This window comes from Aquimarina sp. 433 (genome assembly GCF_054054605.1).
In genome coordinates, this window is the sequence record NZ_JBSWZK010000001.1 from 516971 (window position 1) to 531010 (window position 14040).

The 14040-nt window shown below is 32.6% G+C and carries 11 protein-coding genes; 5 read left to right on the plus strand and 6 right to left on the minus strand.

What is annotated here, in order from left to right; translation table 11 throughout:
* The first annotated feature begins 19 nt into the window (after nt 1-19).
* The 4 genes from lpxB (at nt 20) to ACWNT5_RS02300 (ending at nt 4480) form a co-directional block, all read left to right on the plus strand.
* Nucleotides 20-1129: a lipid-A-disaccharide synthase gene (gene lpxB, locus ACWNT5_RS02285; protein WP_299603764.1), complete on the plus strand. Its 1110-nt coding sequence runs from the start codon at nt 20-22 to the stop codon at nt 1127-1129.
* A gap of 15 nt (nt 1130-1144) precedes the next feature.
* The gene (locus tag ACWNT5_RS02290) at nt 1145-1660 is read left to right on the plus strand and encodes a C40 family peptidase (RefSeq protein ID WP_456516472.1); all 516 of its coding nucleotides are present in this window, start codon (nt 1145-1147) and stop codon (nt 1658-1660) included.
* 91 nt (nt 1661-1751) lie between these two features.
* The gene (locus tag ACWNT5_RS02295; RefSeq protein ID WP_456516473.1) at nt 1752-2309 is read left to right on the plus strand and encodes a hypothetical protein; all 558 of its coding nucleotides are present in this window, start codon (nt 1752-1754) and stop codon (nt 2307-2309) included.
* 128 nt (nt 2310-2437) lie between these two features.
* Entirely contained in the window at nt 2438-4480 is a 2043-nt protein-coding gene (locus ACWNT5_RS02300) for a ComEC/Rec2 family competence protein (protein WP_456516474.1), read from the plus strand.
* A gap of 5 nt (nt 4481-4485) precedes the next feature.
* Here the strand turns inward: ACWNT5_RS02300 and ACWNT5_RS02305 are convergent, their stop codons facing one another.
* From ACWNT5_RS02305 to ACWNT5_RS02330, 6 genes are all read right to left on the minus strand, one after another.
* The gene (locus ACWNT5_RS02305; RefSeq protein ID WP_299603776.1) at nt 4486-5781 is read right to left on the minus strand and encodes a serine hydrolase domain-containing protein; all 1296 of its coding nucleotides are present in this window, start codon (nt 5779-5781) and stop codon (nt 4486-4488) included.
* Nucleotides 5782-6025: 244 nt separating this feature from the next.
* Nucleotides 6026-6364 carry a hypothetical protein gene (locus tag ACWNT5_RS02310; RefSeq protein ID WP_299603778.1) on the minus strand — a complete coding sequence of 113 codons (339 nt, stop codon included), beginning with the start codon at nt 6362-6364 and terminating at the stop codon, nt 6026-6028.
* Nucleotides 6365-6651: 287 nt separating this feature from the next.
* A complete protein-coding gene (locus tag ACWNT5_RS02315; protein ID WP_299603781.1) occupies nt 6652-7308 on the minus strand; it encodes a hypothetical protein in 657 nt (218 codons plus the stop codon).
* Between the two features lie 174 nt (nt 7309-7482).
* Nucleotides 7483-8022: a thioredoxin family protein gene (locus tag ACWNT5_RS02320; protein WP_299603784.1), complete on the minus strand. Its 540-nt coding sequence runs from the start codon at nt 8020-8022 to the stop codon at nt 7483-7485.
* Nucleotides 8023-8121: 99 nt separating this feature from the next.
* Nucleotides 8122-9711, minus strand: coding sequence for a peptide MFS transporter (locus tag ACWNT5_RS02325; RefSeq protein ID WP_299603787.1), 1590 nt, complete (start codon nt 9709-9711; stop codon nt 8122-8124).
* A 42-nt stretch (nt 9712-9753) separates the two neighbouring features.
* On the minus strand, nt 9754-11925 hold the full coding sequence (locus tag ACWNT5_RS02330; RefSeq protein WP_456516475.1) for a S9 family peptidase: 2172 nt from the start codon (nt 11923-11925) through the stop codon (nt 9754-9756).
* 245 nt (nt 11926-12170) lie between these two features.
* Here ACWNT5_RS02330 and ACWNT5_RS02335 point away from each other — a divergent pair, with 245 nt between their 5' ends.
* Nucleotides 12171-13487: a hydroxymethylglutaryl-CoA reductase, degradative gene (locus tag ACWNT5_RS02335; protein WP_299603792.1), complete on the plus strand. Its 1317-nt coding sequence runs from the start codon at nt 12171-12173 to the stop codon at nt 13485-13487.
* Nucleotides 13488-14040 lie beyond the last annotated feature (553 nt).

The window sequence follows — 14040 nt, forward strand, 5'->3', positions numbered from 1 at the left end:
TTTGAACGTATCTTAAAAGATGAAATATTATCTTATTGCAGGAGAAGCATCTGGCGACTTACACGGAGCCAACCTAATGAAATCTATTCTTAAAGAGGATCCCAACGCCGAAATCAGGTTTTGGGGAGGAGATTTAATGCAATCAGTTGGAGGTACTATGGTACTTCATTATAAAGAAAGAGCCTTTATGGGCTTTTTAGAAGTTATTTTGAATCTATTTAAAATTTTAGGATTCATAAAACAGTGTAAAAAAGATATCGAAGCATACAATCCAGACGCACTCATTTTAATTGACAATTCTGGCTTTAATCTACGAATTGCAGAATGGGCAAAACCTAAAGGATATACTACTCATTATTACATAAGTCCTCAAGTATGGGCATCTAGAGCAGGAAGAGTAAAAACTATAAAGGCAAGCGTAGATTATATGTACGTAATATTACCTTTTGTAAAAGATTTTTACAAAAAATATGACTATGATGTAAATTTTGTAGGACACCCCCTTATCGATGCCATAGCCGATCACAAACAGGTAATGCCCGATGATTTTAAAAAAGAATATCAACTAGATGACCGACCAATAATAGCTATATTACCTGGAAGCAGGAAACAAGAAATTCGCAAAATGCTTGAGGTAATGCTCAGTGTTGTCGATGATTTTTCTGAATATCAATTCGTCATTGCAGGAGCTCCAAGTCAAGATGAAGAATTCTATGAGCCTTTTATAAAAAAAGAAGGAGTTCATCTTATTATGAATAGGACTTATGACATTCTAAGTTTAAGTACTGCAGCTTTAGTAACTTCAGGAACAGCAACCTTAGAGACTGCTTTATTTAAGGTTCCGCAAGTAGTATGCTATAAAGGAAATGCAATTTCCTACCATATAGCCAAGAGAATTATCAACCTTGATTATATTTCTTTGGTAAATCTTATCATGGATAAGCCTGTGGTTACCGAATTAATACAAGGAGATTTTAATACAAAAAAACTAAAAGAAGAACTTACGATTATATTAGATGACTACAAAAGAGCTGTGATGTTTTTAGAGTATTATGATCTAGAAAAGAAATTAGGCGGAAAAGGAGCCAGTGACAAAACGGCTAATTTAATTGTAGAAAAAACAAAATAAACAAGATATCCCAAAATGAAAAAGCTATTGTATCTGCTTGTTGTACTAAGTATTACACTCTCTTCTTGTGGTGGTGCTAAAAAGAGAAGTACAGTTTCAAGAAAATCGACGAAGACTTCTAAAAAAAGTACTCGAGCTAATGCTAATAGTAAAAAAATAAAAAGCATAATTGACTATGCAAAGACTTTTGAAGGTACAAGATATAAATATGGTGGTACTACCAAAAGGGGTATGGACTGTTCTGGTTTGGTATATACTTCGTTTAAGAAAGAAGAAGTTGTACTCCCTAGAACTTCCAGAGCCATGGCCACACAAGGCGTTAAAGTATCCTTGAAAAATGTAGCAATTGGAGATCTATTGTTTTTTAAGACCAATAAAAATAAAAGTAGCATTAATCATGTAGGATTGGTGGTAAAAACAGGAAAACAGATACAATTTATTCATGCTTCAACCTCTAAAGGAGTTACAATATCGAGTTTAGATGAACGTTATTGGAATAATTGTTTTGCAGGAGTTAGAAGGATCCTATAGCTTTTTCACTTTATTTTATTTATTTTTTATTTCCTTCTTTCTAAATTCCCCTAATTTATTATAAATTAGTATACTAAAACTCATTAAACCAATGGAATACTCATTAGATCCTCTAGAAGTAAAAAAAGTTATAGATGCCAAAGTAAATGGACAGGAATATGATGAAGATCAATTCATCTATTACCATCTAAATAGAAATCTTTTTAATGTAAAAAAAGAGATTACTTCTCTAACACACTACATGGGTAATAAATTTAGAGATAATAAAGGTTATATTTGGGAAGAAGCGCCTAGGTTTAAAAATTGGTTTCATACACCAAAATCCAGATATTTTGGAAGTTTGATTGGTATGAAACCATATAGTAGAAAATTTTTGCGTTTAGACAAAGAAAGTGGGATCGGAGGAGAATATGAAATGATTATTCGCCATGATGGTAAAAGAATAGACGCCTTAACTCACGAAGGTTATCAGGAAACGTATAATTTTGGCCCAACGGCTAATTCTAGCCTTCACATCTTACTGGATGTGGATCCGCACGGACCTCACCCAGACTATACCGTTAAAATAGATACAGGAAAAGTAACGATTAAAGACAAAAAGACTGAACTTTCAGGAACTACAAGACGAAGAAATCGAATAAGAAAGTAGCTTACACTATAATTTTTAGAAATTGACACCTATTTGATGAACAAAATAGGTAATAACAGGTAACAACTACTCTTTTCAACACACGATTAATTATAGGCTCATAATACCTATACATTAATCTGTTAGTAGTGAAAAAGTTACTTAATGTTCCTTTTGTAATTTTAACCATTTCCCTGGTTCTTGGAATTATCTTAGGATACTACATTTCAATATCTCTTAGACTAGTAATCATACTTCAAACTGCAAGTATAACTGGTTTAGTTATTTCTTGGTGGTACGCAAACAAGATATTCCGCAGTACTATCCACTTCAGTGGTTTAGTTATAATCACGTTCTTCTTTTTTGGTATAACATTAGTAGAGTTATATCATCCAAAAAATGACCCGTTTCACTTTACAAATCGGTTAAATAACTCAGAACGACAAGTCCCATTTGAGTTTTTAGTAAAAAAAAGGCTAAAATCGACTTCATTTTATGACAAATATATCATCAGTCTTACTTCATTAGAAAACAATAAAGTTACAGGAGATGTACTACTTAGGCTACCAAACAAAAGCCTAAAAACTAAGTTAATTACCGGCACATCATATCTTACATATGCACCACTTAAACCAATACCAAAACCCTCTAACCCAAATCAATTTAACTATGCTACTTATATGGGCTACGAATATGTGTTTTACCAAACTACTATTGACTTTAAAAATCTAATTCTTACTGATAAAACTAAATTTAGCCTATATCGTGTTGCAGATATCATTAGAACCGATATTCTTAAAAATCTATCCAAACATACTTTTACCAGAAAACAATTAGCGATTATAAATGCACTTATTCTAGGACAAAAACAGGACATTGATATAGACACTTTTAAAGATTATCAAAACGCTGGAGCTACTCATATACTAGCTGTATCAGGGTTGCATGTTGGAATATTATTAATACTCTTAAACTTTTTACTTAAACCTTTAGATTACATCTTTAAAAGAAGTCGAGAACTTAAAATAGTTCTTATTATTATCGCCTTATGGAGTTTTGCAATAATCGCAGGTTTATCACCATCTATACTTAGAGCAGCAGCCATGTTTTCCTTTGTAACCATTGGTACGTACTTTCGTTCTAAAACCAGTATTTATAATGCGTTGATAATATCAATATTTATATTACTAACTATAGACCCACTACTAACATTTTCAGTTGGGTTTCAATTAAGTTATGTAGCCGTTTTTTCTATAATATGGATGCAACCTCATCTTGTAAAAAGATACAAGCCTAGATTTTACATTGATAAGATTTTATGGGAAACTTTAACTGTTACTATCACAGCACAAATAGGTTTACTACCCTTATTATTATTCTATTTTCATCAATTCCCACTATTATTCATCATATCAAACCTTATTATCATCCCTATTTTGGGTATTATTCTTGGTTTAGGGATCTTAGTGATTTTATTAGCAGAGATCCATTTACTTACCGATTGGATAGTCATGGTCTATGGTAACCTTATAGATTTCATAAATACCATTGTTTATTGGGTAGCTTCGCAAAAAGCATTTATTATAAAAGACATCTCTTTTTCCTCTAAAATGCTTGTCTCAGGATATCTTTTGACAATCGTATTTATACAAACTTTGAAGAACTATCATATCAAAAGACTATTCGCCCTATCTCTTCTGCTCGTACTATTTTTATCCGTATTAGCTTATGAAAAAAGTATATCTCTTAATACAGAAGAACTTATTGTTTTTCATAATCCCAGAAATACAATCATAGGAGTATCTGAAAATCAACAACTAAAAATATTTTCTAAAGATTCTATTACGGACACAACCATAGATTTTCTAATCAAAGGCCACGTCGTGGCGAATAACTTCAAACTCTTAACTCCTCAAACACTTCATAATATCTATACCTATAAAGACAAACGTATTTTAATTATTGATAATAACGGAATATATGAATTACCTAATTTTAAGGCTGATATCATTTTATTAATCAATTCACCAAAAATTCATTTAGAAAAGGTTATAGAACAAATACATCCTGAGCAGATTATTGCTGATGGCAGTAATTATAGGAGTTATCTAAATCGTTGGGAAAGCACTTGTTTAAAACAAAAAATCCCTTTTCATCGTACTGACAAAAAGGGAGCATATATACTAAAATAACTAAATTAAATTTCGTTTTTATTGACCGAGGTATTGGTTGCCGCTAACAATTCTTCTACCGGCATTTCCATTACTTCCTTTACAATTTTATGAAGATCTGGAATCACTGTTCTTGCTAATTTTGTTGGACTATTAAAAAGAATTGTTATCCCTAAGTCTTCTTGGGGAAATAAAGCGATTTCGCTTCTGTAACTATTCACGTGACCTCCATGATGAATCATACGAGTAGACTCTCCGGTTTTCTTATCTTTAAAATCATGGATACGCCATCCGTGAGCATATTGTGACTCTTTATGTCCTTTCCATTTCTGATAGTACTTACTCTTTCCTGGAAGGTTTATCACAGGATTGAACACATTTTTTAAACCTTGAGCACTCATTACACCTGGATTATGACCCAACAAGAAACGCATCCACTTTGCCATATCAGCAACACTAGCATTAACTCCTCCTGCAGGTATCGCGTTATAATATTTTTTGTTCAATTTTAAAGATCTCCAACGTCTACCATACTTTCTATGAGGCATCGCAACATTAGTAGCTGTCTGTAACGAATGGTAATCCGTAGATGCACTATGCATTTGTAAAGGGTTAAAAATCTTTTCTGCTATAGCATCTCCATAAGACTTGCCACTTACCTTTTCGATCATTGAACCACTTAGAGCGAATACTGCGTTCTGATAACTATAAATCTTTCCTGGTTTATCAATAGTAGGAATACTTTTAAATTGACCAGCAATTGTACTCAAATCTATTCCATCTTCCACCAAATTTGTAAAACTATGATATGGCAATCCAGAAGAGTGTGATAGGATATGAGACAATGTCACACTATCCGACCATTTTTTATTTGCCAATTCAAAGTTAGACACATAATCATGTACTTTATCATCCCAATTTAATAAACCTTCTTCTACATATATTCCTGACAAAACCCCTGCAAAACCTTTGGAAACAGAACCAATTCTAAAAATTGTTTCAGGATCAACTTTGTCATTTAAAGACGCATTTTTCTTTCCGAAACCTTCTAAATATATAACAGAATCACATTTTACAATACTTACTCCTGCTCCGATAATTTTATTTTGCTGCAATGCCTTATTAAAATATTGCTCTACAGCTTTAGCTAGTAGCTCCTTTTGCTTGTCCGAAATTGGGTTTTTGAAAAAGTCAACTGAAGCTAACTTCGGCTTCACTGGTGTAGGTAATTTTGGAGTTTCTATTTTGTTGGCAGAAACAAGGGGAAAAAGTAATGCTATTAATAACAACATTGAGGGGGCAATGATGAAACGTTTTTTCATAATAGGTTAAGCTCAAGTTAAGAATATCAAAATCAAGAAAACGGGGATGATTTTTAATAATTCTAATAACGATTTGGTTTATTAAATATTTTAAATTTGATCAAATATAACGATTATATGCAAATATCATCGTTGAAATACCATTTTTTGTGTTTTTTAACATTTTTTAATGGTTCGATACAAATTTTACCAACCTATTTGTAGGACAATACCTTCTTTTTTAGAAAAAGCAGCCCAAAATTCATCAAACTAGTTTAATATCTTCTTTGAAGAGCATATGAATATACTCTGCATGGACTTCTATATTATGCTTATTTTCCAAACAATGGAAGAGTAGATGAATCAGTCCATAATCCCCAAGACAATCTCGATACTCATCCTGCTCTTTATTTTTTACCCATAAAATGAAACTACATAGATGTCCAATTTCTCCTATTTTCTCCGGTTTCTTCAAACATGCTTTAAACTTATCCAAATCCATACGAGCATACTCATTATACTTTTGCTTACAAAAGTTATAATCAAACGTATGCTTATAAGATCTAAGCTTTCTATTTTGTATTTCATACTTAATACCACTCATATAGTACTATTATTGTTTAATAGGTATTGATGTTATGCATATTTGAATTTTAAGTATATTTCTGTAATACAAGCAAAATACACTCCACAAATTGTGTTTTTAAGATTCTTTTAATGAAGTTTAACGAATCTCTATAACTTGGAATAATTCCAATACAAAGATACAAAATTTGGAATAATTCCAATAATTGTTTTCCCTTAAAGTTTCTAAGGATACACCTTTTTTAATGCACAAAAAACCCTGTTACCTATTCGTAACAGGGCTCTTATCAGGCATATACAAACAGCCTATAGTTTCTTTATAACTGAAACTGAAATTTCTATTCCAGAAGTATTTAGCTCTCTTAAATAAGAAGGTAAAATATCTGTACTATTGTTACCAAAAGACTTAGCATCGAGTTCTAGCTGTCTGTATCTAATTCCTGGTTCTAAAAAAAACTTATCAGACAATTTTAATCGAAGTCTGGCATCCAAGTGAAAACCAAGACCTGGTTTATATTCAATTGGATCTCCAGAAACATCATTTTGGGTAATCTTTAATTTACCAGGAAGGCTATAATTTCCACCAGCACCAATCACTAAACCGTGTAAAGTGTTATCTGATAATTTAAAAAGTTTATGAACTCCAAAAGTGAAAAATGTACGATTAAAAGTAACCGAACTCTTGTTAGAGCCTCCTGTTCCACTTTGTAACTGAAGAGCTAAATTATATTGAAATCCTAGCGTCCCATAACCATACAGCCCTTTGAACATATGATACTCTGCACCAACTTCTAATCCCATTCCTCCTCCAGGACTATAGGCCAAGCTTCCCCCATTATAGTCAACAGAATCATAATTAAATCCGATACTACCGTTTAGTCTTCCAATTAGATTTACTTCTTGAGCAAAGCCCAGATTAAAAAAGGCAAAAACAGCTATTAAACTGAATAAGTTTTTTTTCATTCTTTACGTATTTGAAATTATTATTAATTAGTGTCAAACTTATTCGTTTTGTTACTGTATAAATTCTAATAATCGCAACCAAACTTTATATCATCCAATAAATCAAACGATTATAAAAAAACCCTTTTATCTTATCGACAAAAGGGTTAATCCTATATGTATATTTAATTTATTTTAGTTGCTAAAGGTACTCACAAATGATTGTTCATATTTTTGCCATGCATCTGCACTTGTTAGATTTTTATAGTCATCATTGTGAATCATTTTTAGATAAATCTCTAATTGTTTTGGCGTTTTATAGCCAACAACTGGTGCTATTAAATTGCCTTTTTCATCAAAAAACACAATACTAGGATATCCACTAATCTTCAGCGCATTTGCAAAGAAATGCTGACTATTTCTACCTTTTCTATTTGGATTGTGATTAGGATTGGTATAGGTAAAATCGTTATATCTGATTTCTTCGGTTCCCTCTCCATTAAACTTAACTGCATAATAATTAGCATTTACATAATCCACCACATCTTTATTATGAAAAGTTTTTTTATCCAACAACTTACAAGGGCCACACCAATCGGTATATACATCCATAAAGATTTTCTTTGGAGTTTGCTTCTGCGCTTCTAGTGCCTCATTCATTGACATCCATTTAATTTCCTGTGCTTGGACAGAAAAAATGAACATACATCCAATTAGAATAAGTAGGTTTTTCATATGTTTTAAATTTGGTTTTTACATATTAGTCGGAACAAAAACTATTCCTTATTAAAAACTTTACCCGTTTTGGGTAACGGGTAAAGTAGTATTTTAGTGTTAACGAATGCCATGCATCATTCGTAATAATGTTTTGTTTAATATTAACATAACAACTCCAGCGCCTGCAGGAATTACAGTAAACATTAGGAAAAATACACTCATTCCATATTCTTCTACAATAGGATCTATAAAACTACCAGTAACACCAGCCATTGTATTTGCAATAAAATTAGCTACAAACCAAATTCCAAACATCAATCCTACGAACTTAACTGGAGCTAACTTACTTACATAAGATAATCCAACAGGAGAAATACATAATTCTCCTAGCGTATGGAATAAATAAGCCAATATTAAGAATATCATACTCACCGAGGCCGTTTTAGCTCCTAATGGTATTCCCATAGAACCAAAAGCCAATATCCCAAAACCTAATCCTAAAAGTATCAATCCTATTGCGAACTTCACTGGTCCGGTAGGATTATATTTACTTTGCCAAATTTTAGAAAATAAAGGTGCAAATGCTATGATAAAGAATGAATTTAGGATACCAAACCAAGAAGCTGGCACATCTGCAGAATCCGCAACAAACTCTCTTTGTAACATCCAAATTACAATACCCCAAATAATCGCAAATCCAACTCCTAATAAAATGTTGGACAGTGAATATTTTCCAAAAGTTTGTTTAAATAATAACATTAATACCCATGTAATAATTAACATCGGAACTACTGTTAACACCGCATTAGATATTTTAAAAATCATTGCCCCATTTCCTTCCAACACCCTATCGGTATAATCCGAAGCAAATATCGTCATAGAACCTCCAGCTTGCTCAAAAGCCCACCAGAAAAATATGACAAAGAAAGAGAAGACTCCAATCACTATTAATCGGTCTCTTGTCACCTTCGACTCTTTAGATTCTTCAATAACATCTTCTATTGCATCTTGTGCATCTTCTATTGAATCCTCAATAACATCATCTAACTCTTCTCTCTTCTTTGGCGAAATACCAATGTTTGCAAATATTCCTTGTGCAAAATAAAACTGCAACATTCCCACAAACATAAAGATACCTGCAAGACCAAAACCATAATGCCATCCGACTTTCTCACCAATATATCCACATAATAATATTCCTAAAAATGCTCCCGCATTGATCCCCATATAAAAGATCGTATATCCTGCATCTTTTTCTTTTCCCTGCGTTTTATACAATTGACCAACCATAGAAGAAATATTCGGTTTAAAAAGCCCGTTACCAATAATCAAAAGTCCTAATCCTGCGAAAAAGAAGGCATCTGCTGTAACTTCTAGCGCCATAGACGCATGTCCTAGGGTCATCAATAAAGCTCCCAAAACAACAGCATTTCTATACCCCATAATTTTATCGGCTATCAATCCACCTAAAATTGGAGTGATGTAAACCAATCCCGTATACCATCCATAGAGTACTAAAGCTTCATCTCGCTCCCATCCCCAACCTCCATCTACGATAGAAGCTACCAGAAATAAAACAAGTAAAGCTCGCATTCCATAATAAGAAAAGCGCTCCCACATCTCAGTAAAGAAGAGAACAAAAAGCCCTGAAGGATGTCCTAAAACGGTTCTTTGGTTTATCTCTGAACCTCCAAATTTAAATTCCATATTGTATTATTAAGTTAGTAAAATTTATAAGTTGTTTAGTTATTATAAGTTCGTTTTAATAAAATTGGTCATCTTATTGTATAGATGTAATCTAGTATTACCTCCATAGATACCATGATTCTTATCTGGGTATATCGCCCATTCAAAATCTTTATTTTTTTGTACTAATGCTTCGATCAAACGCATGGTATTTTGTACATGAACATTATCATCTGCACTACCATGTACTAATAAAAATTTACCTTTTAACCCATCTACAAAATTAATTGGAGAGTTATCATCATATCCTTTTGCATTCTCCTGTGGAGTCATCAAATATCGTTCCGTATAAATGGTATCATAAAATCTCCAACTAGTCACGGGAGCGACAGCAATAGCCATTTTAAATGTATCCGGAGCTTTAAACAAACAGTTACTAGACATAAAACCGCCATAGCTCCATCCCCAGATACCAATCCTAGAAGCATCTACATAAGGCAATGCTCCTAGCTGCTTAGCAACGGCTATTTGATCTTGCACTTCTAAATTCCCTAAATCATTCTGAGTAACCTTCTTAAATTTTGCACCTTTTAATCCAGTTCCTCTTCCATCTACACAAACAATCATATATCCTTGTTGCGCTAACATCATATACCAGTAATCATTACTTCTATTCCAAACATTGCTCACTGATTGTGATCCTGGTCCAGAATATTGGTACATAAGAACAGGATATTGCTTTTTGGGATCAAAATTCTTTGGCTTAATGGTCCACATATTTAAAGTTTCTCCATTGATTTCTATCGTAGAGAATTCTTTTGGTCTCACATCGTACTGAGCCAGTTTATCTTTTAGTCCCTGATTATTTTTAATCTCACGAATTACATCACCGGTAGTAGCATTGTTTAATGTAAATTCGAAAGGTGTTTCTGAATTAGAAAAGTAATTAATGTACTGGCTAAAGTCTGCACTAAAATCTGCATCGTTTGTTCCTTCCTTCTTACTCAGTCTCTTCTTATTTTTACCGTCTAATCCAATAGAATAAATATCTCTATTGATATTTTTATTCTCTACACTTTGATAAAAAATGGTCTTATTCGCTGCGTCATAACCATAGTAATCGGTAACTTCCCATGAACCAGTGGTTACTTGATTAATGAGCTCTCCAGTTTCTTTATAATGATAGATATGGTTATATCCATCTTTCTCGCTTGTCCAGATAAAACTATTATCTTCTAAAAATGTAAGATTATCGGTAATATCGATATATGCCTCGTCCTTTTCATTTAAAATCACCTTTGGTGTTTTTGTTTTGGCATCTACAAAAATTAAATCCAGATTATTTTGATGTCTATTTAAAACTTGCACACTCAAAATATCTGGATTGGCAGACCATTTAATTCTTGGAATATAGAAATCTTTATAATCTCCGAGATTAATCTTATCCAAAGACATACTTCCTAAATCTGCTATATGCAAAGAAACTTTCGCATTCTTTTCTCCAGCTTTCGGATATTTAAAAACATCTTGTTTTTGGTATAAAGCAGTACCGTATACATCCATCGAAAATTCTGGAACTTCCTTTTCGTCAAATCGTATAAAGGCAACTTTATTACTATCTGCACTCCAATCAAAAGCTCTTACGAAAGCAAATTCTTCTTCGTAAACCCAATCGGTAATTCCGTTGATAATTTCATTTTTCTTTCCATCGTCTGTAAGCTGGATCTCTTCTCCTGTTACAAAATTTAATACGTAAATATTGTTATCTAACACATATGCCAGCTTGTTTCCATCAGGAGACAAAGCAGGAGATTGTATTTTTTTATCACTTATTTTGAAACTACTGTTTGAAGGAACATCAAAAATATGATAAATACCTCTCGAAGAACGGCGATAAATTTGCTCTAATTCACTTGCCAATAATATTCTTTTTTCGTCTTTGCTGAACTCATAGCTCTGAAAAAATTGAAGATCATCGATATTCGAAGATTTGATAATTGTATTCGCCTTCTCTCCTGTCGCATAATCGTATACTTCTATCGAAGTACTTCCATTTTCTGTATCACTTTCTAACACCGAATACTCTTTTCCATTATTCATAGAGTGTAGCGATTGCAATCTTTCTGTTCTAAAGGCGCCTCCCCATATTTCTTCTAGCGTAAATGCTTTATTTTGGGCAACAGTTGTAAAACTGACACATAATAGGAATCCTAAAAACAACTGGGTAATCTTCATACTTTTTTGTAAAATTTGTTAACGTCAAGAATACTAAAAAATCCGTGAAAAATACAACAATTGACGTTAAATACAATAAAACGACATTCGATAATCGAATATTTATTAGCATATCATCAATAAATCCAAGGGAATTGAAAATATATTTCAGCTTAGAACAATTATAAAAAACGCATAAGAATTCTGAAAAATCGATTGAAACCAAACAGAATAGTATCTTTGAGGCCAGATCGTAAAAATTCAATATGGCTCCTGTAGTTTCTGGCTTTTCTAAGCTTTCTAAATCAGACAAAATAAACTGGTTGGTAGAACATCATTTTAATAATGATCAAAAAACTATCGAAATACTTAAAACGTACTGGAATTCTGACGAAAAGCTTCAGCAATTGCATGACGAGTTTACTGAAAACACTATATCGAACTACTATTTACCATTTTCCATAGCCCCAAACTTTTTGATCAACGGAGAGCGTTTTACCATTCCAATGGCAATTGAAGAGAGTTCTGTAGTAGCTGCAGCCAGCAAAGCCGCTAAATTTTGGCAAAATCGAGGTGGCTTTCATGCAGAAGTATTATCTACGACTAAAGTCGGGCAAGTACATTTCACCTTTAAAGGAGATACTTCTTCATTAAGAACATTCTTTGAAACTATAAAATCTGATCTTATTTCGTCTGCTTCTCATATTACCAAAAATATGGAAAAAAGAGGTGGAGGAATTATTGATATTGAGCTAAGAGACAAAACTGATGAAATCGAAAATTATTATCAACTTCATTGTACATTTGGAACAGCAGATGCAATGGGTGCTAATTTTATAAACTCTTGCTTAGAGCAGTTTGCCGATTTTCTAACAAATGCCGCCGATTCTTATGATAAATTTTCAGATGATGAAAAGGATATCGAAATCATCATGAGTATATTGTCTAATTATGTACCAGAATGTGTTGTAAAAGCTTCTGTTTCTTGTCCTGTAGAAACCTTACCTACTGTAGAAGGATTATCTCCTGATGCCTATGCCAAAAAATTTGTAAGAGCCGTAGAGATTGCCAAAATAGAACCCTATAGAGCGGTAACTCATAATAAAGGTATTATGAATGGAATCGACGCCGTAGTATTGGCTACAGGAAACGATTTTAGAGCTATTGAAGCAGGAGCACATGCTTATGCTTCTAGAAATGGTAAATACACAAGTCTTACCGATGCCAAAATTGAAAATGATACATTTTACTTTTCTATACAAATACCATTAGCTTTAGGAACTGTTGGAGGGCTAACCTCTTTGCATCCTTTGGTAAAACTAGCACTAAACTTATTAGGAAAACCAGATGCCAAACAATTAATGAAAATTACGGCGGTAGCAGGACTAGCGCAAAACTTTGGAGCGATCAATTCCTTGATTACAACTGGAATTCAGCAAGGTCATATGAAAATGCATTTGATGAACATTCTAAATCAGTTTGAGGCAACAGCTTCAGAAAAGGAATCATTGATAACATATTTCAAAACCAATACAGTAAGTCATAGTAAGGTAGTAGAACAAATTGAAAAGCTCAGAAAATAATGAAAACTCGTTTCTTCCTAAAAAATTTAATCTTAATATCCGCAATTACTTTTTGCATTCATATTGCTATAGAATACTTCTATTTTAATCGTTTATCTTTTTTACAAACTGCTATTTCTTCAATGGTATCAGGAACCTTAGTATCATTGGCTTTTTTGTATGCTTATACTGATAAAAACAAATAACTTTAAACAGAGATATTAGCTTAAAAAGAAAAACATAAAAGCTCTTTTTGTGGTCTATAATTTCAGAAAACTGTCATAACTAAACAAAACCTTCGTCCTTACTACAGGAAGTATCTTGGTAATAGCTCATTCTTAACAATAATTCAGTCTTAAGCATTACCTTCAAGGTTTTTAGTTATGCCCACCAAATTATATCTCTTACTATATTTTTACAGAAAGCAGTTTGTAGTGCTTACATTTGCTACGTTATTGCTATTATTTAGAGATAATAATACAAATCTTTCTTTTATTATCCTCATTAAACTACTGTACTTTTTGGGATTAAAAGTATGGCACAAGTTTGTTTCTTATACCAACATGGAGGTTTC

Coding starts and splice junctions, on each gene's coding strand:
- lpxB (WP_299603764.1), top strand. CDS start 20: ATGAAATATTATCTTATTGCAGGAGAAGCATCTGGCGACTTACACGGA.
- ACWNT5_RS02290 (WP_456516472.1), top strand. CDS start 1,145: ATGAAAAAGCTATTGTATCTGCTTGTTGTACTAAGTATTACACTCTCT.
- ACWNT5_RS02295 (WP_456516473.1), top strand. CDS start 1,752: ATGGAATACTCATTAGATCCTCTAGAAGTAAAAAAAGTTATAGATGCC.
- ACWNT5_RS02305 (WP_299603776.1), bottom strand. CDS start 5,781: ATGAAAAAACGTTTCATCATTGCCCCCTCAATGTTGTTATTAATAGCA.
- ACWNT5_RS02310 (WP_299603778.1), bottom strand. CDS start 6,364: ATGAGTGGTATTAAGTATGAAATACAAAATAGAAAGCTTAGATCTTAT.
- ACWNT5_RS02315 (WP_299603781.1), bottom strand. CDS start 7,308: ATGAAAAAAAACTTATTCAGTTTAATAGCTGTTTTTGCCTTTTTTAAT.
- ACWNT5_RS02320 (WP_299603784.1), bottom strand. CDS start 8,022: ATGAAAAACCTACTTATTCTAATTGGATGTATGTTCATTTTTTCTGTC.
- ACWNT5_RS02325 (WP_299603787.1), bottom strand. CDS start 9,711: ATGGAATTTAAATTTGGAGGTTCAGAGATAAACCAAAGAACCGTTTTA.
- ACWNT5_RS02330 (WP_456516475.1), bottom strand. CDS start 11,925: ATGAAGATTACCCAGTTGTTTTTAGGATTCCTATTATGTGTCAGTTTT.
- ACWNT5_RS02335 (WP_299603792.1), top strand. CDS start 12,171: ATGGCTCCTGTAGTTTCTGGCTTTTCTAAGCTTTCTAAATCAGACAAA.